The sequence below is a fragment of the Neisseria sp. HMSC068C04 genome, assembly GCF_001810105.1.
Classification (GTDB): domain Bacteria; phylum Pseudomonadota; class Gammaproteobacteria; order Burkholderiales; family Neisseriaceae; genus Neisseria; species Neisseria flavescens_B.
Window position 1 is genome coordinate 76,915 of sequence record NZ_KV799966.1, and the last position, 22,426, is coordinate 99,340.

Genomic DNA, 22,426 nt, shown 5'->3' on the forward strand with positions numbered 1-22,426 from the left:
TTTTCAAGTGTTTGATTTTGATTAGAAGTAGGGTTGAGCATATGGAAAGTGGCCTTTTGACGAACTTATCTTTCAGACGGCCTGGTTTTGTGAGAAAAACTTTTATTTTTCCTATCTTAGACATCTTTTTATTCCAATATGGCCGTCTGAAACATATGTAAAGCATAGCGGATTGCTTGTTTCGTCTAAAAACGTGTCATAGCGATTAAGTTCATGACTTCTGATGTAAATCAAGACTCGATAAAGAGGTAGTTATTCTGATTTGAAGAGAGAGAGGATGGACGAGTTTCATTTATTAAAAAATGAATCCATTAGTTTTCTTATTGATAGTGGTTATTATGTAGATTATCAAGTTAATAAGGAAAAGGTTTTTGTCTGGTTTGTCATGCTTTTTTAATATTATTTTTTAAAATTAGACTTGACCCATTACAAGCAATTACTTAAAGTACCCATCTTATTTTTATACGAGAAAACGGGTTGTCCCGTTCCAAAAAAAAATGAGCGCAATCAAACCACCACAAATCACCGTATTCGACAGCAAGCCAACCGATGCTTATTTCTTCGGTACTTGCGTTCTCGACCTTTTCATGCCGGAAGCAGGCATGGATGCCATCACTTTAATCGAACAACAGGGCATCCGTATCCATTATCCTATGGAGCAAAGCTGCTGCGGCCAACCGGCCTATTCGTCAGGCCATCCTAAAGAAGCCTTTGATGTTGCCAAAGCGCAACTGGATTTATTCCCTGAAAATTGGCCGATTGTCGTGCCTTCCGGTTCTTGCGGCGGCATGATGAAACACCACTGGCCGACTTTGTTCAAAGGCACCGAGTACGAGCAAAAAGCGATTGATTGCGCCAACCGTATCATTGAATTTACCCACTTCCTGCTGGCGATTGGTTACAAACCTGAAGATAAAGGCGAGCCGGTTAAAGTGGCCGTTCATACTTCCTGCGCGGCGCGTCGTGAGATGAATGTCCATTTGTCAGGCTGGCAGCTGATTGACGGCATGGAAAATGTTGAACGTATCGTTCACGACCATGAAAGCGAGTGCTGCGGTTTTGGCGGTACATTCTCTGTGAAACAAGCCGATATTTCCGGCGCGATGGTAACCGACAAAGTTGCAGCCTTAAAAGAAACAGGCGCAACTGAAATCATCAGCGCGGATTGCGGCTGTATGATGAATATCGGCGGCAAAATTGCCAAAGACGAACCCAATATGCCGCGTCCGAAACATATTGCATCTTTCCTGTTGGAACGTACCGGAGGTAAAGCATGAGCGCGCGCGAAAATATTTTAGCGAAATTGAAAAAAGCCGATGCCTTGCCGATGGAAGAGCCGCCGGTTTTTGATTATTACCGTGAAATGGGTGTTTCTTGGGCAAACGATGTCGAGCGCTTGAAACATTGGGCGGCTGCCATGCGTGCCGTCAAAACTGAAATCTATTGGGTTACCAAATCCAACTGGCCGCAAGTATTCCGTCAAGCAGCCGAAGGCAAAGGCTTGAAAAACATTCTGCTCCCATTGGAAACAGAACATGGTCAGCTGGCTCGTGCAGCTTTGGCCGATACCGATATTGAACCTCGTGGTTTTGAGCGAAAAATCGACGACTGGAAAAACGAATTCTTTACCGATATCGAGGCTGGTTTTAGCGGCTCTAAATGTGGTATTGCCCGTACCGGTACGATTATGCTGGAGTCCAGCCCTCTTGAGCCGCGCAGTTTGAGTTTGGTTCCGCCTGTGCATTTCTGCCTATTTGACACCAGCAAAATGTACAACGAATTCCATAATGCTGTTGAAGGCGAAAAACTGGTAGAAAAAGGCATGCCTACCAACGTTATTTTGATTTCCGGCCCATCTAAGACTGCCGATATTCAATTGACTTTGGCCTATGGTGCACACGGCCCGCGCGATTTGGTGGTTTTGGCCGTTCTGCCTGATCATATTTCCCCTGCCGATTTGGAGGAAAAAGCATGAGTTCCCAAACCATTAAGTTCCATATGAAGCCGGAAACGTTCAAGCAAAACGCTGCAATTTCTTTGCAAGATAAGCCTCTGCGTAAAAGCCTGCGCACGGCGATGGATATGCTGATGACCAAGCGCAAAGCCGTTTTGACAGATGAAGAAGAGCTGCAAAGCCTGCGTGACTTGTGTGAACATGTCCGTCAACGTTCGTTGTCCAAATTGCCTGCATTGCTGGAACAATTGGAAGAAAACCTGACCAAGTTGGGCGTTAAAGTCCACTGGGCGGAAACACCTGCCGAAGCCTGCCAAATCATTCACAACATCATTACCGATAAAAACGGCAAGCTGATGGTGAAAGGCAAATCTATGGTCAGCGAAGAGATTGAGCTGAACCATTATCTGCAAGATCAAGGCATTAAAGCAGTTGAGAGCGACTTGGGCGAGTTTATCGTGCAAATGGCCGGCGAGAAACCAACCCATATCGTGATGCCTGCCATTCACAAGACCAAAGAGCAGGTGAGCGAGCTTTTCCATCAAAACCTCGGCACGCCATTAACAGATGATGTAGACCAACTGACCGGATTTGCGCGTAAAGCCTTGCGCGATATTTACAGCACTGCCGATGTCGGTTTGAGCGGTGTGAACTTTGCCGTTGCGGAAACAGGCACTTTGTGTCTGGTCGAAAATGAAGGCAACGGCCGCTTGAGTACCACTGTACCGCCTGTGCACATTGCCATCACCGGTATTGAAAAAGTGGTTGCGAAGCTGTCGGATGTTCCGCCTTTGTACAGCCTGTTGCCACGTTCTGCCATCGGTCAGAACATTACCACTTATTTCAATATGATTACCGGCCCTCGCCGTAGCGAAGAGCTGGACGGCCCTCAAGAAATGCACTTGGTACTGCTTGATAACGGACGTAGCCAAGCGTATGCAGAAGATCAAATGCGCCGTACCTTGCAATGTATCCGTTGCGGTGCGTGTATGAACCATTGTCCGGTTTATACCCGTATCGGTGGCGCGGCTTACGGTACGACTTATCCCGGCCCGATTGGCGAGATTATCTCTCCGCATTTGTTGGGCTTGGATGCAACACGCGATCTGCCGACTGCGTGTACCATGTGTGGTGCCTGTGTTGAAGTTTGTCCGGTACGCATTCCGATTACCGAACAAATGCAACGTCTGCGTGTTGAAGCGCAACGTTCGCCAACCGAAATCGTTCCGCATCCTATCCGCGGTCAAGGTGCATCGCATACTTTCGGCGAACAAATGGCGTGGCGTACGTTTGACGGTATTTTCAGCGGCAGTAAAGCTTATCGTGCATTCGGTTGGACAGCCACTAAATTCCGTGCATTGACGCCTAGCAAACAGCTGGGCTGGACGGATAACCGTGTTCCGATGAAACCGGCTAAGAAAACGCTGCATCAACTGATGGCAGAGAAACTCCAGAAAGAAAAGGCATAAGGCTTGATAAATAAAACCTGAGGATTAAAAGGCCTCAGGTTTTATTTTTTATTGAATGCTGCTGGTGTGACATCGCTATTTGTAAAGGCGTTTGATTTGTTTATTTTATCTTGATTCTTTTGAATAAAAAGGCCGTCTGAAAGATTTTCAGACGGCCTTTCTTACAGCCAAAAGTTTTTGTCTAAGTCCTTAGAGCAATACTTTTTCTACACCGCCGTTATTGGCTTTTTTTACAAACTCGTCCAGCCAGTTTTCGCCGAGGATGTGTTTCGCCATTTCAATGACGATGTAGTCTGCAGGCATATTGTTGTCGTCGGCGTAGCGGCTCAAGCCTTGAAGGCAGGCTGGGCAGGAGGTAAGCATTTTGACAGGTTCGCCCTGCGGCAGCTCTTTGAGGTTTTTCTCAATTTCCTCTTGTTTGCGGAACTTGACCTGAGTGGCGATGTCGGGTCGTTTGACGGCAAACATACCGGACTCGCCGCAGCAGCGGTCGCTTAAGACGACTTTCTGTCCCATCAGGCTGCTGGCCATTTGTGTGGCATTCATGGTTTTGATCGGGGTGTGGCAAGGGTCGTGGTAGAGGTATTGCTGACCTTGTACGCCGTTTAGCTGCACACCTTTTTCAAGCAGATATTCGTGGATGTCGATGATACGGCAGCCTGGGAAGATTTCCTCAAAACGGTATTTTTCCAGTTGGTCGTAGCAGGTACCGCAACTGACGACGACGGTTTTAATGTCGAGGTAGTTGAGGGTGTTTGCCATACGGTGGAAAGCCACGCGGTTGTTGGTGCTCATTTCTTCGGCTTTAGCCTTATTGCCGCCTGCGTCTTGAGGATAGCCGCAACACATATAGCCGGGCGGCAGGACAGTTTGTACACCGACATGCCAGAGCATAGCTTGAACGGCAAGCCCGATTTGGCTGAACAGGCGCTCAGAACCGCAACCTGGGAAGTAGAACACGGCCTCGGCATCTTCCGGCGAAGCCGGGTTGCGGATGATAGGAATGCTCTTGTCGTCTTCTATACCCAGCATGGAGCGCGGAGTTTTGGCAGGTACGCTTTTGGGCAAAGGACGGTTGATGAAATGGATAACCTGTTCTTTGATTGAGGCGGTACCGACGGTGGCTTTCGGTTCGGCTTTTTGCTTTTTAGTGCCGATCGGAAGAAGCTTGCCGATTTTGTAGGCAAAGTTCTGCGCTGGGAAGCCGGTCTGTATCATGGCGGCGCGAAGGGCTTTGATGGTTTTGGGGCCTGTGGCGTTCAAAAATGCCATGCCCATTGAAGCCGCAGGCGCAAAGCGTTTGTGACCGGAATCGGCAAGGTAGTTGCGAATGGCTACGGTAACGTCACCGAAGTCGATGTTGACAGGGCAAGGTTTAACGCAGCGGTGGCACACGGTACAGTGGTCGCCGATGTCCATCAGTTCTTCAAAATGTTTAATGGAAACGCCGCGACGGGTTTGTTCTTCGTATAAGAAGGCTTCAGTCAGCAAGCCTACGCCGAGGATTTTGTTGCGGGGGCTGTACAGCAGGTTGGCCCGCGGAACGTGAGTAGAGCAAACAGGTTTGCATTTGCCGCAGCGTAGGCAGTCTTTGATGGAATCGGCGATGGTGCCGAGGTCTGATTTTTCCATAATCAGCGATTCCGCACCTAAAAGCTCGAAAGACGGCGTGTAGGCGTTGCGTAAGTCCGAGCCTTTCATCAGTTTGTGACGGTTGAAGGTGTGTTTCGGATCGACTTGGTTTTTGTAGTTCCAAAACGGTTGCAAATCTTCATCTGTCAGGAATTCGAGCTTGGTGATGCCGATGCCGTGTTCGCCCGAAATCACGCCGCCGAGCGAACGGGCGATTTTCATGATGCGTTCCACAGAACGGTAGGCCGTCTGAAGCATTTCGGCATCGTCTGAGTTAACCGGAATATTGGTATGAACGTTACCGTCGCCGGCGTGCATATGCAGGGCAACGAAGACGCGGCTGCGCACGGTTTTTGCGTGGATTTTGCCCAAGCCTTGGATAATTTTGGTATCGGTTTTGCCGCTGAAGATTTCAGAAAGCGGCTTCATTACGTCCGCTTTGACAGACACGCGCAGGCGGAAATCGCGGAAGGCAATAAAGCAGCTTTCATTGTCTTTGGCTTCGGGTGCAGCGTGGACGGATGCGCCATAGCGTGCTTTATAGTCGGCAAGCGGCGCGTCTAAGTTAGCAAGCAGCCATTCCCAACGCGCTTTGACAGCGGAAACGTGGGCTAGGGCGTGTTTGCCGCGTTCGCCCAACAGTTCGGCGGTCGGCAGGTCTGTTCCCATTTTGTCGATGGGGAGTTTGCCGGACAGATATTGCTCCAAGGCGGCACAGAGTTTGAGTTTGTTTTGGATGGAAAGCTCAATGTTGATGCGTTCGATGCCGTCTGAATACTCACCGAGCCTTTCGAGTGGGATTACCACGTCTTCGTTGATTTTAAAGGCGTTGGTGTGTTTGGCGATGGCGGCGGTACGGCTGCGGTCTAGCCAGAAGGTTTTACGGGCTTCAGGAGATATGGCGATAAAGCCTTCGCCGTCGCGGGCGCGGGCGAGTTCGCAGATGTGTTCGGCGGCTGCCTGTACGGCGGCTTCGTCATCGGAAACGACATCTGCCAGCAAGACCATTTTAGGTCGGCCTTTACCTGCCGCTTTGGTGGCATAACCGACGGCGCGGACGTAACGCCAGTCTAAATGTTCCAAACCGGCCAGTCGTACGCTTTCATGGGCAAGCAGGAAATCGCGGATTTCGACAATGGACGGCGTAGCGGTGGCGACTGTACCGAAAAACTCCATACACACGGTGCGCGTGTATTTCGGCATTTTATGCAACACGAAGGCAACGCTGGTGATGATGCCGTCCGTGCCTTCTTTTTGCACGCCGGGCAGACCGCTCAAGAATTTGTCGGTAACGTCTTTGCCCAAACCGACTTTGCGGAATTTGTGGCCGGGGATTTCCAAACGTTTGGTATTGACGATATTAATACCGTCTGAATCCAGCGTGTGTACGTCGAACACGGCGGTTTCTTCGTCGTGGATTTTGCCGAAATTGTGGCGCACGCGTTCGATACGCAGCCATTCGCCTTGAGGGTTGACCATGTTCCAGTAGGCGAGGTTGTCCAAGGCAGTACCCCACAGTACGGCTTTTTTACCGCCTGCGTTCATCGCTACATTACCGCCCACGCAAGACGCATCGGCGGAAGTTGGATCAACAGCGAATACCAAACCTGCCTGATGCGCGGTTTCTTCCACTCGGCGGGTTACTACGCCTGCACCGCAATGGATAATCGGATGTCTGCCGTCCAAGCCTGCCAGTTCAACGTATTCGACGCCGCGATGCTTGTCGAGTTTTTCGGTATTGATGACTGCGCTGTTTGCGTCTAAAGGCACTGCGCCGCCGGTATAACCTGTACCGCCGCCGCGCGGGATAATAACCAAGTCCAATTCGATTAGGGCACGGACCAAAGGCGCAATTTCTGCCTCGGTATCAGGATTGACGACGACAAACGGATACTCCACGCGCCAGTCGGTCGCATCGGTAACGTGCGTTACGCGCGCCAATCCGTCAAACATGATGTTGTGCGGCTTGGTGATTTTGCTTAAGCGTTCCAAAATCTGATGGCGTTTTTGGTTGGTTTCATCAAAACTGCTATCAAAACGCTCGACTGCTTTTTCTGCTGCGGCAACCAAGACATCCACTTGCTGATTGTCGTCGCGGCGCTTGCGGATTTCATTTAAGCGGTGGCGCATTTCGCGTACCAGCGCGACGCGGCGTTTCGGGTGCTCCAGCAAATCATCGACCAGATACGGATTGCGCACGACCACCCAAATATCGCCCAATACTTCAAACAGCATTCGTGCCGAACGTCCTGTTTTCCGTTGACCGCGCAGGTCTTGCAGGATTTGCCACGCTTCGTTGCCCAACAGTCGGATGACGATTTCGCGGTCGGTATAAGAAGTATAGTTATAGGGAATTTCTCGAATACGCTGAGGGGCAGTAGTCGTGGTCATGGTCGTGTTCCGTTGATGGATGTAATGTTTTTATATTAAAGGCCGTCTGAAAAATGCAATTTCTTATTGATGGCGTAAAGTGTTAATGTAGTGTAATTTTCGATATTTTTCAACGGAAAAGACAATAAACATTTCAATGGGAATGATTTGCAACTAGGTAATATTGTTTACAATCTTTTCGTGTAAATGGTTTTCAGACGGCCTGACAGATTTTATCGCTTGAGTTTTTCTGTAAAACCGCTATAATGCGTTTCTTCTATGGCGGGTCTCCCCGCATGGTAATTCGGAACACCGGGTCAGGGGCGGAAGCCAGCAGCCCACTCTGATGAGCCAGTGCCGGGGGTTCGGCTCGCCACCTTATTCAAAAATGCCGGAGATGGTTAAGTCTCCGGCATTTTTCATTGTATAAAGCGTAATGATTAAAAGGCCGTCTGAAATCTTATTTTCAGACGGCCTTTGCGTTTATGAACGCTGAACAAGTTATTTATGCTTCTTCTGATTTTGTATTGGGCAAAACGCAGTTCAGAATAATCGCCAATACGGCACACAAACCTACACCAGCAAAGCTCAAAGTACCTACTTTGATAATCATACCGCCGATACCGGTGGTCAATACGGAGCTGACGATAACCAGATTTTTCGGCTGCATCAAATCGACTTTCGCATCAATCAATGTTTTGATGCCCAAAGAGGCGATTGTGCCGAACAGCAACAACATAATGCCGCCCATAACCGGCATGGGAATCGAAGCCAAAAACGCGTTGAACTTACCGAAAAACGCCATGAAAATCGCAAAAATTGCCGCCCAAGTCATGATGACGGGGTTGCTGTTTTTGGTAATCATCACCGCGCCGGTTACTTCGCCGTAAGTGGTCACAGGAGGGCCGCCGATCAAACCGGCCACGCACACGCCCAAGCCGTCACCGGCGAGGGTTTTGTCCAAGCCCGGGTCTTTAGTGTAGTTTTTGCCAGTTACATTACCGATGGCCATAATGCCACCGATGTGTTCGATGGCCGGGGCGATGGCAACGGGCAACATAAACAAAGCAGCCTGCCAGTTGACTTGAGGCGTTTCAAAATGAGGGACGGCAAACCAAGGAGCGTTGATGATGGCGCTGGTATCGACCAAGCCCATAATTAGAGCCAATACATAGCCGGAAGCCACGCCGATCAGAATCGGAATCAGCTTCATCATTTTGCTGCCGAATACGGAAACGATGACGGTTACCGCAAAGGTAAAGCCCGACAGAATCAGCGAGTCGATATAGTCGATGACCTGTTTTCCATCTGCCTGACCCATGGCCATGTTGCTGGCTGCTGCGGCCACGGACAAACCGATTACCATAATCACCGGGCCGATAACCACGGGCGGCAACAGCTTGTGTACCGCATCCAGACCGCGCCATCTGATCAGCGCGGCAAAGACAAAGTACATGAAACCTGCCGCAAACAGACCAAACATCGTAGAAGGCAGGCCCCATTCGTCGATGGAGTAGATAATCGGCGCAATAAAGGCAAAAGAAGAGCCGAGGAAAATCGGCACTTTACGTTTGGTAACCAATTGGAACAACAAAGTGCCCAAGCCTGCGCCCAATAATGCCAAAGCCGGGTTCAGTCCCGTCAGTAGCGGCACAAGTACCATGGCACCGAATGCGACAAACAAAATCTGCGCACCGGCTACCGCTGTTTTAAGCTGGTTCATAAAAGCTCCGAAGAAAATTTAAACGGCGCAGATTATACTGATTTATCCTAGTCATGAACATTTATTTACAAAAGGCCGTCTGAACAAATGTAACGATGACACCAGTTCAGACGGCCTTGTTCGATAGCGAATAGTTAATAACTTATCAAAATCGATTAGGAAAATTTTCAACCGCGCGTTTCGCGCCAAACCAAATAATCGCGCAGGGGCGGCATGGGTGGATTGATGCAGTGCGGACAGATGCCGGTTGTATCTTCATCATCGCTGTCGATATGGTAGTCGTTCGGATTGAAGCGCACCTGCTGCATGACGGCTTGCGCCAAAGCTTGCGCCTGTACGACATCAAAGCGGAATTTTTCGAGGATTTCGTTTAATAGGCGGATTTCGCCATCGCTGAAAGATTCGCTGTGTTTGACAATGAGGCGTTGATAATCCTCATTGCTGATTTTTTCGTGAAGTAAATCGGTCTGGATAGTCATGATTTTTATTGTTGAAATAAGATGGTCAAGGTGTGGATTATAGCGGATATTGTGGCGGCTGTTTCAAAGTCCGTGTTCTGGTTCGGAAAGTGTCCCTTTTTTGGCTTTTTTCGGTATTAGGTTGTTTAATTTAGAGTTAATTGCTTGGTAATCGTCGCTATAAAAAAATTCTCCGATGTATATGGTTTTCCCATGATAAACAAATGACCATGCACCTTGTTTACTATTTGGTTGTCGTAAGGGGCTGGAGATGGTGGATGTATTCCTTCTCTGACTCAAATAGTTACGCAGTGTGATTTTAGTGTTTTTAGTATTTGCATAGTTTTCATGTGGCTGCCATTGTGATATTTCTACGAGTGAAAATTTTTTACCTTTTCCCAATCCAAACAGTGCGAATTGGTGTGAAAGTATTCCATTTTGAACATGGATATATTCTTGTCCAAAAAGTTGCCACAGTAAGTCATAAATACATTGGCAAGAAAGCAGGCCTAAAAATATGAGGAGTATGATATTAAATGTTGATTCAAAGTTTAAATTTGAAATGTTTGCCAATATCAATAGTACGATTACAAGATCTCTGCAAGTTAATAGAAGTTTGAGTCTGTTGCGTATAATTTTTGCTGACAAGGTAATTTTGCTAGGTGTTTGTTCAATTTTATAACGCGAAGATGTCATCAATAGCCTCCTACTTTTTCAGCCTGATACGCTTTTTGCAGCGGTGTAATTTGCGCCAAGCGTGCGTGATCGATTTGTTCGGCAATTAAATGGGCTTTGCCTTGTGCGCGGCACTCGGCGGCAATTTTGCCTGCATCTACTTGGTTGGCGGCCTCAAGTAAGGCCAGCCAGTGTTCGCGTTGCGGATAGGGGGCTTCTTCAAGGTTCAGACGGCCTTGTTTGTCGGCCACGCAGACGTTTAAGGCCGTCTGAAAACGTTCGGGGCGGCGGAATGCGTCGGTTTTTTTCAAAACATTCAAAATGGTTTTGCTTTTGAACTGCCCGACTTGATGGAGCATGATGTGCCAACGGCAGACAAGTTCGGCAAGCTCGGCGCAGTGTTTGGGCGCGCGCAGGCGTTGATTGACTTCGCGGACGGGTTCGACGCCGTTGACGTCGTGTCCGTAGTGTTTGGGCAGGATGTCGGCCGGTGTTTTTGCCTTGCCTAAGTCGTGCAATAAGGCGGCATAGCGTTCGGCGAGGGACAGGTTCATTTCTGCGGCTCGTTGTACAACCATCAGCGTATGAATACCGCTGTCGATTTCGGGATGATAGTCGGCGCGTTGCGGTACGCCGAAAAGGGCATCAAGTTCGGGCAGCAAAACTTTGAGTGCGCCGCATTCGCGTAAAACTTCAATCATTCGGCGCGGATTTTTCTCCATCAAGCCTTTGGCCAATTCCTGCCAGACGCGTTCGGCAACCAAGGCATCGGCTTCACCGTTTTCTACCATTTGCCGCATCAGCGACATGGTTTCATCGGCAATTTGAAAACCATAACGCGCGGCAAAACGGGCGATACGCAAAATACGCACAGGGTCTTCGGCAAAGGCAGGCGAAACGTGGCGCAGGATGCCGGCCGCCAAGTCTTGTTGTCCGCCAAAAGGATCGATGATCGTGCCGTCTGAATCTTGAGCCATGGCATTGATGGTCAGGTCGCGGCGCATCAGGTCTTGTTCCAGCGTAACGTCTTTATCGGCATGAAAGCTGAATCCGGCATAGCCTTTGGCGGTTTTGCGCTCGGTACGGGCGAGGGCGTATTCTTCGTGGCTGTCCGGATGGAGAAAGACGGGAAAATCCTTGCCGACAGGTTGATAGCCTTGAGCCAACATGGTTTGTGCATCTGCACCGACGACTACCCAATCGCGGTCTTTGACGGGCAGGCCTAAAAGATGGTCGCGGACGGCGCCGCCGACAAGATAGGTTTTGATGGTTTGTGTATTCATATAAAAATCGAACGATATAAAAAGGCCGTCTGAAAAGCCGTATTGGGTTTTCAGACGGCCTGAGTCAGAACGCTATTATGAGGCTTTAGGCTTGTTGCCGTCGATGATTTTCAAACCGGCGGAGACCAAGCTGCCGATGTCGGCAACGTTGGCAGGCATAATCAGCGTGTTGCTTTCTTTAGCCAAATTGCTGAAGGCGGCAACGTATTGCTCGGCAACTTTCAGGTTGACGGCTTCAGCACCGCCCTCGGAGCGGACAGCCTCGGCGATTTTGCGGATGGCGTCGGCGTTGGCTTCGGCCACCAGGCGCAGGGCTTCGGCTTCACCTTGAGCGCGGTTGATACGGGCGATTTTTTCACCGTTTGACGCGTTGATGGCGGCTTGCGCTTCACCTTCGGATTGTTGGATTTCTGCTTCGCGCTGACCGCTGGCAAGGTTGATCTGCTCGATTTTACGGCCTTCGGATTCGGCAATACGCGCGCGTTTTTCACGTTCGGCGGTAATTTGCGCTTGCATTGAGCGGAGGATTTCTTGCGGCGGAACCAAGTCTTTGATTTCGTAACGCAAGACTTTCACACCCCATGCGCCTGCCGCTTCGTCCAAAGCAGCAACAACAATGCTGTTGATTTCGTCGCGCTCTTCAAAGGTTTTATCCAATTCCATACGGCCGATGACAGAGCGCAAAGTTGTTTGCGCAAGCTGGGTAATCGCCATGATGTAGTTGCTGGAACCATATGAAGCGAGTTTAGGATCGGTAACTTGGAAGTAGATGATGCCGTCCACAGTCAGCTGAGTGTTGTCGCGGGTAATACAGACTTGGCTGGGAACATCCAAAGGAACTTCTTTCAGCGAGTGACGATAGGCGACACGGTCGATAAATGGGATAAGAATGTTCAGGCCAGCAGTCAGCGCTTTGTGAAAACGGCCTAATCGTTCGACCACATAAACTTCCTGCTGCGGCACGACAATAAAGGATTTGAAACCAAAAATAACAACGACGATGAAGAAGAGGACGATGGGGCTGAGCAGAAATTCCATAATGTTTCCTTATGATGATGGTTGGGAGAGTGTGCGGATAATCAGCAGATTGCCGTTTTTGGCAGTAATGACAGCGCTTGAGGCCGTCTGAAAAGTATCTTGAGGCCGTTCGGCTTGTGCCTGCCAGTGTGTACCGCGGTAGGCGACTTCGTAAATATTGTCATGCAGGTGGCGTAGGATGCGGACGTTTTGCCCAATATCCAAGTCATCGTTGAGCGCTTGGGGAGACAACTGATTTTTCAGACGGCCGTGTACCAGCCAGATACCGAGTGCGCTGATGATGGCGGCGGTCAAAACGGCGGCAGAAAAGTGACCGCTTAATCCGTACATGATTCCGGCAGCGGCCAGCGCTACGCTGACAACCAAAAGATAAACCGTTCCGATAAACAATTCGACAATCAGAACAACGGCGGCGGCAACAAACCATATCGTCATGCGGCATATCCTTTTAATAATCTTTTGATAATCCTTATCATAATGGCAGCGGCTTGAAATGAAAAGGCTAAGGTTGAAATTTATTTCAGTTATAATTAAGTCCATTCAAATACGGAGCGGCAAATAATGCAGACTTGGCACGAGGCAATTGGTTCGGAAAAAGAAAAGGCGTATTTTCAAACGATTTTGGAGAAGGTACGCCATGAAAGGCAGGCGGGGATAACCGTTTATCCGCCTGAGCGCGATGTATTCAATGCCTTTCGGACGACTGAATTCGGAAATGTAAAAGTAGTGATATTGGGGCAAGACCCGTATCACGGCGCAGGTCAGGCGCATGGTTTGGCGTTTTCCGTGCAGCCTGAAATTGCGGTGCCGCCGTCACTGGTCAATATTTATAAAGAGTTGGCGACGGATATTGAGGGTTTTCAGATTCCGCAACACGGCTATTTGCAGCATTGGGCGGAACAGGGCGTGTTGCTGTTGAACACGGTGTTGACTGTCCGTGCCGGTACGGCGCATTCTCATGCGACTTTTGGCTGGGAGGCGTTTACCGATGAAGTTATCCGACAATTGGATAAGGAACGCGAGCATTTGGTCTTTATGCTGTGGGGCAGCCATGCGCAGAAGAAAGGCGCGTTTATCGACCGCAACCGTCATTTGGTACTGACCGCGCCGCATCCTTCCCCCTTGTCGGCCTATCGCGGCTTTTTCGGCTGCAAACATTTTTCGCAGGCAAACGCTTATTTGCAGGCGCATGGTTTAGAACCGATTGATTGGCAGGTTTAAATAAAGTGAAAGGCCGTCTGAAAGCAGATTTTCAGACGGCCTTATGATTTAGCCTCAAATCGAATATTCAATCAGTTCGTTTTGAGAAAAGACATAAACCTGTTTCGGAATCAGCTTCAATTCTTTGCCTTCGGCGATTTGGTAACGCGCTGCATCGCTGCCTGCCAGCGTGATATGTACGTCTTGTTTGTCGTGTTTTACCAAAATATGCGTCAATGCGCCGACTGCGTGGATTTTTTCGATTTTGGCACGAATCATCGGTGTTTCATTTTCGGCGGCAAGCTGCCATTCGTGCGGACGAATATAGCCGATAGCAGTTTGCTCCTGCCATTTGTAGTGAGCGTCCAATTTCCATGCGAAGCCGTTGTAATGCCAGATGCCTTTTTCGATGCGTCCTTCAAAAGCGTCGGTTTCGCCTAAAAACTCGGTAACGAAGGCGTTTTCCGGCTTACGGTAAATGGCTTCGGCGCTGCCGGTTTGTTCGATTTTGCCGTGGTTCATGACGACGATTTCGTCGGAAACTTCGAGTGCTTCTTCTTGGTCGTGTGTGACCAGAATGCTGGTTACGCCTAGGTTGTGATGGATGTCGCGCAGCCAGGTCCGTAATTCTTTGCGCACTTTGGCATCCAGTGCGCCGAAGGGTTCGTCCAGGAGCAGGAGTTTCGGTTCGACCGCAAGCGCACGGGCAAGGGCGATGCGTTGGCGTTGGCCGCCGGAGAGTTGGTGCGGATAGGATTTGGCGAGGTGGGAGAGCTGCACGAGTTTGAGCAATTCTTCGACTTTGGCGCGGATTTGTTCTTTGGACGGACGTTCGGACTTGGGCAATACGGTCAAACCGAAGGCAACGTTGTCAAACACGTTCATGTGGCGGAAGAGGGCGTAGTGTTGGAACACGAAACCGACCTTGCGCTCGCGCACGTGTTTGGCAGTGACGTCTTGGCCGTCAAAGAGAATTTGGCCGCCATCGGCGTTTTCCAGTCCGGCGATAATGCGCAGAAGCGTGGTTTTGCCGCAGCCGGATGGGCCGAGCAGGGAAACGAGTTTGCCGGTGGGGACGTTGAGGTTGATGTTTTTCAGCGCGTGGAACGCTCCGAAGTGTTTGTTTAAGTTTTGGATGGTGATGCTCATGCTGCGTTCCTTTCGGCGGCGGCGAGTTTTTTATCTTGTAATTTGGTAATGATGTTTTGCACCAGCAAGGTGGCCAAGGCTAAAAGTGCCAATACGCCGGAGAGGGCGAATGCGCCGGTGAAGTTGTATTCGTTGTAGAAGATTTCGACTAAAAGCGGGATGGTGTTGGTTTCGCCGCGAATGTGCCCCGATACCACGCTGACTGCGCCAAACTCGCCCATCGCGCGGGCGTTGGTAAGAATGATGCCGTAGAGCAGCGCCCATTTGATGTTGGGCAGGGTAACGCGCCAAAACATCTGCCAGCCGTTTGCGCCGAGTATCAGCGCGGCTTGTTCTTCACTGTCGCCCTGCGCCTGCATCAGCGGGATGATTTCGCGCGCAACAAAAGGGAAGGTAACGAACAAGGTCGCCAAAATAATGCCGGGGATGGCGAAGATAATCTGTATGCCTTGCGCTTCGAGCCAGCCGCCCAATGCAGTGTGCGCGCCGAACAATAAGACGAACATCAAACCGGCCACCACAGGCGATACGGAAAACGGCAAATCGAGCAGGGTGGTCAGCAACTGCTTGCCGCGGAAGTCAAAACGGGTCAGCAGCCACGCCATCGCCACACCCAATACGGCATTGACGGGGACGACAATCAGCGCGGTAATCAGCGTCAATTTGATGGCAGACCATGCTTCGGGATCGGTCAGAGATTGCAGGTACAAATCCCAACCGCCTTTTAAGGCCTCGTAGAATACGGCAACCAAAGGCACGACCAGCATCAGCAGCAGAAAGCCCAAGGCGGTAGCAGTCAGCAACACGCGCAACCAACGCGGTTCGCTCAGGTTTGGATTGGTGGAATGGGTTTTCATGTTAGTGAAGCCTCTATTTATTCTTGTATCCGTTTAGGCCGTCTGAAAAATGTTTGCTTGATGTTTCAGACGGCCTGTTGTTTGTTAAACCTTCGCTCCGGCGCGGCGGCTCAAAGTCCATTGCATGATGTTCAAAATCAACAGGATGACAAACGAAATCATCAGCATAAACAGAGCAACGGCTGATGCACCCTGAGCATCGTATTGCTCCAGTTTGCCGGTAATAATCAAGGGCAGGATTTCAGACACCATCGGAATATTGCCCGCGATAAAAATGACCGAGCCGTATTCGCCGGTAGAGCGGGCAAACATCATGCCTGCGCCGGTTAACAGGGCCGGTGTGATTTCAGGCAAGAGGACGCGGCGGAACGTAGTCCAACGGCTTGCACCCAAAGTCGCCGCCGCTTCTTCATATTCCCCCGACAATTCTTCCAATACCGGTTGCACGGCGCGGACGATAAAGGGCAGGCTGACAACAATCAGCGCAATCCAAATACCGATGGGCGTAAAGGCGATTTTGATACCCAAAGGCTCGAAAAAACGGCCTATCCAGCCATTGGGCGCATACAGGGTTGCCAACGCAATGCCTGTTACCGCCGTCGGCAGCGCAAACGGCAAATCGACCAAAGCGTTTACCAACCCTTTGCCCGGAAATTCATAGCGCACCAATACCCAGGCGACCAACGTACCGAACACGATATTGGTCAACATCGCATAAAACGACATCCGCAAACTCAGCCAGACGGCCGCCAAGACATTGGGTTCGGTAATCGTGTTCCAAAATCCGCTCCAGCCGATTTCCGCCGCTTTGGCCGCCATCATCGCAAACGGCAAAACCACCAAAAGCGACAGGCACAAAACCGTCAAACCCAGGCTGAGCTTGAAACCCGGCAATACAGAAGGCGTTTTGAGTAACAGCATAATGGCAACCGTCAGAATTTAATACACGCTTACTTTAACAAGGCCGTCTGAAAACTGGAAAGAATGCTTTGTTTGGTATAAAGACGATTTTGTTATATTGAAAAGATGAAAAGGCCGTCTGAACATCAAATTTCAGACGGCCTTGCTGGTGTGGTAAGGATCAATAGGCAACAGGATCTTGAGATGCAGGCTGGTGTTGCGCCGCATCATAGTTTTCCTGAGCCGAGCGGACGGCTTTTTCCAAACCATTGATCCGTTCGAGATAGCGGGCATAGTTGCGCTCATTGCCATAACGCACTTTTTTTCCTTCTTCCAAATTTTTCTTGGCTGTATCTAAAGCACGCTTGGCCGCGCCGACATCAGACGGATTGACCGGGGCGACAGCTTCTTCTTGCTCGGTTTTGCTTGGGGAAGTCGGCGTTACCGGTGTTGAGACAGGCGCAGAAGTATATACGGACGGTTTGCCGATATTGCTGGCTTTGCAGTTTTTGCCGCCGGCTTGGGTATAGACTTTGCGGCCGGCAGAATCGGTACATTCAAAAATGGGCGCGGCGGAAACCGAAGTTGTCAAAGTGAGCAGTAATGTGCTGATCCAAAGTTTGTTCATTTTTATTTTTCCTTAAAACCATTTCCACCAAACAAACAAAGCCGCAATCATGATGATGTTGGCGAAGAGGATGGGTTTCCACTGTCTGGGCGCGCGCCGTAATTCGGCTCCAGAGCGCGTGCGGCGGATATAGAAAAACGGGCTGAGCAGCATGGAGGCGGCACATACCAAAATAATCACGGCGTAATAGATTTTGTGCGTTTCCATATCGTTTCTCCGTTTCAGACGGCCTGAAATGCTGCCTACAACTCATTTTTGCGTGAAGCGTTGCCTGTTTTCATCTTACATCGGCATTGGGTACATTTGCCATGGCCTCAATCCTGAGGTCTTTGCAAAAATATGCTACAATCGCGTCCGATTATAACATTCTATTTATAAAGGTTTTACGAATAATGATTTCTACCAACGGCATCACCATGCAGTTCGGCGCAAAGCCGCTGTTTGAAAACGTATCCGTCAAATTCGGCGAAGGCAACCGTTACGGCTTGATCGGCGCCAACGGCTCAGGCAAATCCACCTTCATGAAAATCCTCGGCGGCGATTTGGAACAGACTGCCGGCGAAGTAGCGATTGAAAACGGCGTGCGTTTGGGTAAATTGCGCCAAGACCAGTTTGCCTATGAAGACATGCGTGTGCTGGACGTGGTGATGATGGGTCACACCGAAATGTGGGCGGCAATGACCGAGCGTGATGCGATTTACGCCAATCCCGAAGCCACCGAAGACGACTACATGAAAGCTGCCGAACTGGAGGCCAAGTTCGCCGAATACGACGGCTACACGGCCGAAGCGCGCGCTGCCGAATTGTTGAGCGGCGTGGGCATTTCCGAAGATTTGCACAATGCGACCATGGCAGAAGTCGCTCCGGGCTTCAAACTGCGCGTATTGCTGGCGCAAGCCCTGTTCTCCAAGCCAGACGTATTGCTTTTGGACGAACCGACCAATAACTTGGACATTAATACCATCCGCTGGTTGGAAGGAGTGTTGAACCAATACGACTCCACCATGATCATCATCTCGCACGACCGTCACTTTTTGAACGAAGTCTGCACACACATGGCGGATTTGGACTACAACACCATCACCATCTATCCGGGCAACTACGACGACTATATGCTCGCTTCTGCCCAATCGCGTGAGCGCGCCCTGAAAGACAACGCCAAAGCCAAAGAGAAACTGCAAGAGCTGCAAGAGTTCGTCGCCCGTTTCTCTGCCAACAAATCCAAAGCCCGTCAGGCAACCAGCCGTCTGAAACAGGCAGACAAAATCAAATCGGAGATGGTCGAAGTCAAACCTTCTACCCGTCAAAACCCGTATATCCGTTTTGAAGCTGATGAAAAAGCCAAGCTGCACCGCCAGGCTGTGGAAGTTGAAAAACTGGCCAAACGTTTTGAAACCCAGTTGTTTAAAAACCTGAACTTCATCCTTGAAGCAGGCCAGCGCCTCGCCATCATCGGCCCGAACGGCGCAGGTAAATCTACCTTGCTGAAACTCTTGGCAGGCGCATACAACCCCGAATATTCAGATGGCCTGCTGCCGGACGAAGGTACCATCAAATGGGCGGAAAAAGCCAGTGTTGGCTACTATCCGCAAGACCATGAAAACGACTTCGACGTCGATATGGACCTGAGCGAATGGATGCGCCAATGGGGTCAGGAAGGCGATGACGAACAAGTCATCCGCGGCACTTTGGGCCGCTTGCTCTTCGGCAGCAACGATGTCGTGAAAAAAGTGAAGGTTCTCTCCGGTGGCGAAAAAGGCCGTATGCTTTACGGCAAACTGTTGCTGTTGAAACCCAATGTCTTGGTCATGGACGAACCGACTAACCACATGGATATGGAAAGCATCGAATCTTTGAACATGGCGCTGGAAAAATACAACGGTACACTGATTTTCGTATCACATGACCGTCAGTTTGTATCTTCATTGGCTACCCAAATCATCGAATTGGATGGCAAAGGCGGATATGAACACTACCTGGGCGATTACGAAAGCTATCTGGAGAAAAAAGGCGTTTTGTAAGGAAACAATATGAATGCAAATCTTAAAAAACTACTACAAAATCTGTTTGCGCTAATCGTATTGCCAGTGCTGGGCTGGTACATTACGCTTGGAGATACTGTAAATGTTGTCGATACTGAACACGCTTCTCGTAAAGGCCGAGCAGTTGCCTGGTTATTTAACGAGTTCGGTGCAACCGGTGTTTGGGGCTTCTTGGGTATAATTTGGATTGTCTGCCTGTTTTTAGCCATTCGTTCATACCAAGCATGGCAGAAGGATAAGTCGCAGTAAATCAAGGTTTCAGGTAGTCTAAATGTAAGTTAACGCGTAGTAGATGCCCACATAATTCATCAGATTAGATGACAAAGATGGATATAAAACGGGTGATTACGAAAGCTATCTGGAGAAAAAAGGCTTAGTTTAAGCCCATACTGATAAGCTATTAAGGTATTGAAATGCCGTCTGAAAACCGTTGTGTTTTCAGACGGCATTTTTTTTATCAAACTTAATAATAGATTACTGAACTTTTATACTAATTTTATGACCAATAGGAGCTTATATCGCAGATTAATTTAAAAATACGATATTTTTGAAGGAATATATCAAATGGTAGACCTTAAAACTGTAGTACCAAATGCTTCCCAATATGGTGCAAAACTTGCCTATACGACTTACGAGGCAGAACAAGGCGAGTTGAAGAATGGTATCGTTGAGAACCAGTCTTCTTCTAAAGAAGCAGATCGCGCAACTGCCCGTGAAGCAAGCGGTCAGGCATATGTCGATTTGCCGACCAATGCTTCAGTTTCATTTGTTGCACAAGCAGAAGCCAATGCCGCAACCATCCGTTATACCGTTCCTGACGGTGAAAGCGGTAAAGTAGAAGTCAAAGTCAATAATACAGTGATCGGTACTTTGGATTTATCTTCCAAATCCAACTGGCAATATTTGGATAACTACAAATATCATCCGGATGGCGATGTTAAAGTTCATGATACACCCGCGGCAGATAGGCTTGCCCGCTTCCAATTTGACGAAGTTAGCCAATTATTTAAAGAGGCCAATATCAAGGTAGGGGATAAGGTTACCATCACTAATATCGACAGCACGCCAGTCGGCATTGATTTGGTTGATTTGGAAAAGGCACCGGATGCCATTAAACAGCCTGAAAACAGTGTCAGCATTACTGATTTCGGCGCAGTCGCCAATGATGGCTCGGATGATTACCAAGCATTCATGTCTGCGATTGAATCTGCCAAAGCGTCTAAAAAATCTGTTTACATTCCTGAAGGTCAATTTGATTTTTCACGTCCGATTTCTCTTTATGTTCCTGATGGCATTAAGATTACCGGTGCAGGGCAATGGCACACTAAGTTACATTTTTTGAATACAGAAGCTGCTAAATATGATGAGAAGGGATATGTGAGCGGTGGCGGCGGTATTACTTTTGAACCCGGTAGTAAAGATATAGATTTGGGTAATCTCTCTATGGATTCAAATCTAAATTCAAGACATAATGAGCAAGCTAATTACAAAGGGATATCCGGCACTTTAGGTACTGTCTCTTCTATTCACGATATCAAAATTGAACATTTTGAAGTAGGTGTTTGGATTGGAGATTATTCTCAAAACAAACCTTTAAATTACACTGATGGTTTGACTATCTCCAATGCCACTATTCGCAACAACTTTGCAGACGGAGTTAACTTTGCCCAAGGTACCAGCAATTCCACCGTTATCAATTCCAATATCCGTGGCAATGGTGATGATGGCTTAGCAACATGGTCGAGCATTCATGAAAATACTAATGCCCATGTTGCTGAAAACAACCGCTTTTTGAATAATACCGTTGAATTAGGCTGGCGTGCGGCCGGTATTGGTATCTTTGGCGGCAAAGGTCATGAAGTAGCCAATAACCTTATCAAAGATAATGCTAATTGGGGCGGTGTACGCTTAAACACTGTATTCAAAAAAAGCCATAATTTTGATTTCAATGATACGGGTATTTCCGTTCACGATAATTTACTGGTAAACAACGGGACTAATGCAGATACATATGGTCGTGTTAAAGGTTCTATCGATTTGGAAGAAGGCAGGGATTATGCTACTCCCGAAAAAGATATTTTGGGAGAACTCAACAATATCAAAATTGAAAATAACACTATTGTGAATAATCTTTCCGATCAAGAAATTACCAAAACCCGTAATCCTAAAGAAGGTAATATTCCGGAGTCTGTAAACGAGACTACATTGACCATCAAAAATAATCATAGCCTTTCGGTAGCAGAAAATAATTCTGCAAAAAATGTAGCAGAAGTAGATGATCACAGTCTTACTCAAGCTGCGAATCATTTAGATGCTGATAATATCATCACCATTACAGACAGCAGCCATGCTCTTGTCAGCGGCGGCGATGGCAATGACCGTATCAGAGGCGGTTTGGGCAATGATACGATTAACGGTGATTCAGGTAATGACATCATTTTCGGCTATGATGGGGACGACCGTCTTAATGGCGGCGATGGTAACGACGTCTTGTTCGGCGGACCAGGAACCGATTACTTGGTAGGCGGCAAGGGTGCCGATACTTATGTTTTCAGCCTTGGAGAAGGTAAGGATACGATTACCGATAATGTGGACGAACATAATGCACCGCAATTCGGCCAAAATATCTCTGTTAATGACCTGCATATTGATGCCATCACTGATATTCGAGGCAATACCGATTGGAAAATTACCATTAAGGGGTCAGAAGGGGACAGCATTACCATCAATGACCAATTCGTTTCCGGTAACATTAACGATGCCGTGATTGATACCTTCCGTTTCGATGAAGGTACATTGAGCCTGCAAGAGTTGATGGGTAGGTTGTCAGGTAATGGCAATATCAGTAATTTGTCAGACGTCAATACGCATACTGAGCGTATGAGCTACTCGTCTGTCGATACGGCCGATGTTCATGATGACACAGCTGTTGCCGCCAATGCTGGAATTATCTGATTGACAGTATATTAGGCTAAATAAAAAAAAGGCCGTCTGAAATCTAGGAAATAGGTTTTAGACGGCCTGAGACCTTTGCAAAATTCCTTTTTC

19 protein-coding genes and 1 other RNA gene are annotated in these 22,426 nt (G+C 48.7%); 8 read left to right on the forward strand and 12 right to left on the reverse strand.

Translation table 11 applies throughout. The features are described 5' to 3' along the window. Positions 1-497 precede the first annotated feature (497 nt). From HMPREF2700_RS07440 to HMPREF2700_RS07450, 3 genes are read left to right on the forward strand one after another with little or no spacing between them, the layout of a single operon-like run. Complete coding sequence (locus HMPREF2700_RS07440; RefSeq protein WP_049323225.1) at positions 498-1,277, forward strand: (Fe-S)-binding protein; 780 nt, start codon at positions 498-500, stop codon at positions 1,275-1,277. Then, positions 1,274-1,975: a LutC/YkgG family protein gene (locus HMPREF2700_RS07445; protein ID WP_070591291.1), complete on the forward strand. Its 702-nt coding sequence runs from the start codon at positions 1,274-1,276 to the stop codon at positions 1,973-1,975. The genes HMPREF2700_RS07440 and HMPREF2700_RS07445 overlap by 4 nt, the downstream gene beginning before the upstream one ends. Then, positions 1,972-3,423, forward strand: coding sequence for a LutB/LldF family L-lactate oxidation iron-sulfur protein (locus HMPREF2700_RS07450; RefSeq protein WP_070591292.1), 1,452 nt, complete (start codon positions 1,972-1,974; stop codon positions 3,421-3,423). Before HMPREF2700_RS07445 ends, HMPREF2700_RS07450 begins: the two co-directional genes overlap by 4 nt. Positions 3,424-3,612: 189 nt before the next feature. Here HMPREF2700_RS07450 and HMPREF2700_RS07455 read toward each other — a convergent pair whose 3' ends face one another. Then, positions 3,613-7,446 (reverse strand): DUF3683 domain-containing protein, encoded by a 3,834-nt coding sequence (locus HMPREF2700_RS07455; protein ID WP_070591294.1) that lies wholly within the window; start codon positions 7,444-7,446, stop codon positions 3,613-3,615. 260 nt (positions 7,447-7,706) lie between these two features. Between HMPREF2700_RS07455 and ffs the strand changes: the two genes are divergently transcribed. Next, an RNA gene (gene ffs / locus HMPREF2700_RS07460) (signal recognition particle sRNA small type) lies at positions 7,707-7,803 on the forward strand. Positions 7,804-7,930: 127 nt separating this feature from the next. Here ffs and HMPREF2700_RS07465 read toward each other — a convergent pair. The 6 genes from HMPREF2700_RS07465 to HMPREF2700_RS07490 all read right to left on the reverse strand — a co-directional run bounded on the left by HMPREF2700_RS07465 (position 7,931) and on the right by HMPREF2700_RS07490 (position 13,037). After that, a complete protein-coding gene (locus tag HMPREF2700_RS07465; RefSeq protein WP_070591296.1) occupies positions 7,931-9,148 on the reverse strand; it encodes a uracil-xanthine permease family protein in 1,218 nt (405 codons plus the stop codon). Positions 9,149-9,315: 167 nt separating this feature from the next. Further along, positions 9,316-9,627, reverse strand: coding sequence for a hypothetical protein (locus HMPREF2700_RS07470; RefSeq protein ID WP_070591297.1), 312 nt, complete (start codon positions 9,625-9,627; stop codon positions 9,316-9,318). A 63-nt stretch (positions 9,628-9,690) separates the two neighbouring features. Continuing rightward, positions 9,691-10,302, reverse strand: coding sequence for a hypothetical protein (locus HMPREF2700_RS07475; protein WP_070591299.1), 612 nt, complete (start codon positions 10,300-10,302; stop codon positions 9,691-9,693). After that, positions 10,302-11,564, reverse strand: coding sequence for a multifunctional CCA addition/repair protein (locus HMPREF2700_RS07480; RefSeq protein WP_070591301.1), 1,263 nt, complete (start codon positions 11,562-11,564; stop codon positions 10,302-10,304). The genes HMPREF2700_RS07475 and HMPREF2700_RS07480 overlap by 1 nt, the downstream gene beginning before the upstream one ends. A gap of 75 nt (positions 11,565-11,639) precedes the next feature. Further along, on the reverse strand, positions 11,640-12,602 hold the full coding sequence (locus tag HMPREF2700_RS07485; protein ID WP_070591303.1) for an SPFH domain-containing protein: 963 nt from the start codon (positions 12,600-12,602) through the stop codon (positions 11,640-11,642). A 9-nt stretch (positions 12,603-12,611) separates the two neighbouring features. Then, on the reverse strand, positions 12,612-13,037 hold the full coding sequence (locus tag HMPREF2700_RS07490) for an NfeD family protein (protein WP_070591304.1): 426 nt from the start codon (positions 13,035-13,037) through the stop codon (positions 12,612-12,614). A gap of 126 nt (positions 13,038-13,163) precedes the next feature. On the opposite strand from HMPREF2700_RS07490, the gene ung reads away from it, so the two are divergent. Beyond that, positions 13,164-13,823, forward strand: a complete 660-nt coding sequence (ung, locus tag HMPREF2700_RS07495; protein ID WP_070591306.1) for a uracil-DNA glycosylase — start codon at positions 13,164-13,166, stop codon at positions 13,821-13,823. A 54-nt stretch (positions 13,824-13,877) separates the two neighbouring features. On the opposite strand, the gene HMPREF2700_RS07500 is transcribed toward ung, so the two are convergent. The 5 genes from HMPREF2700_RS07500 to HMPREF2700_RS07520 all read right to left on the reverse strand — a co-directional run bounded on the left by HMPREF2700_RS07500 (position 13,878) and on the right by HMPREF2700_RS07520 (position 17,543). Beyond that, entirely contained in the window at positions 13,878-14,951 is a 1,074-nt protein-coding gene (locus HMPREF2700_RS07500; RefSeq protein WP_070591307.1) for a sulfate/molybdate ABC transporter ATP-binding protein, read from the reverse strand. Then, positions 14,948-15,808 (reverse strand): sulfate ABC transporter permease subunit CysW, encoded by an 861-nt coding sequence (gene cysW / locus HMPREF2700_RS07505; protein WP_036490816.1) that lies wholly within the window; start codon positions 15,806-15,808, stop codon positions 14,948-14,950. The genes HMPREF2700_RS07500 and cysW overlap by 4 nt, the downstream gene beginning before the upstream one ends. Positions 15,809-15,892: 84 nt before the next feature. Then, positions 15,893-16,729: a sulfate ABC transporter permease subunit CysT gene (gene cysT, locus HMPREF2700_RS07510; protein ID WP_003683475.1), complete on the reverse strand. Its 837-nt coding sequence runs from the start codon at positions 16,727-16,729 to the stop codon at positions 15,893-15,895. 160 nt (positions 16,730-16,889) lie between these two features. After that, positions 16,890-17,336 carry a DUF4124 domain-containing protein gene (locus tag HMPREF2700_RS07515; RefSeq protein ID WP_070591309.1) on the reverse strand — a complete coding sequence of 149 codons (447 nt, stop codon included), beginning with the start codon at positions 17,334-17,336 and terminating at the stop codon, positions 16,890-16,892. A gap of 12 nt (positions 17,337-17,348) precedes the next feature. Beyond that, positions 17,349-17,543, reverse strand: a complete 195-nt coding sequence (locus tag HMPREF2700_RS07520) for a hypothetical protein (RefSeq protein WP_036491242.1) — start codon at positions 17,541-17,543, stop codon at positions 17,349-17,351. Between the two features lie 185 nt (positions 17,544-17,728). Here HMPREF2700_RS07520 and HMPREF2700_RS07525 point away from each other — a divergent pair, with 185 nt between their 5' ends. The 3 genes from HMPREF2700_RS07525 to HMPREF2700_RS07535 all read left to right on the forward strand — a co-directional run bounded on the left by HMPREF2700_RS07525 (position 17,729) and on the right by HMPREF2700_RS07535 (position 22,333). Further along, entirely contained in the window at positions 17,729-19,357 is a 1,629-nt protein-coding gene (locus HMPREF2700_RS07525; protein WP_070591311.1) for an ABC-F family ATPase, read from the forward strand. Between the two features lie 9 nt (positions 19,358-19,366). Continuing rightward, the gene (locus tag HMPREF2700_RS07530; RefSeq protein WP_070591312.1) at positions 19,367-19,627 is read left to right on the forward strand and encodes a hypothetical protein; all 261 of its coding nucleotides are present in this window, start codon (positions 19,367-19,369) and stop codon (positions 19,625-19,627) included. A gap of 315 nt (positions 19,628-19,942) precedes the next feature. Then, positions 19,943-22,333 (forward strand): type 1 secretion protein, encoded by a 2,391-nt coding sequence (locus HMPREF2700_RS07535; protein WP_070591314.1) that lies wholly within the window; start codon positions 19,943-19,945, stop codon positions 22,331-22,333. Positions 22,334-22,426: the final 93 nt, after the last annotated feature.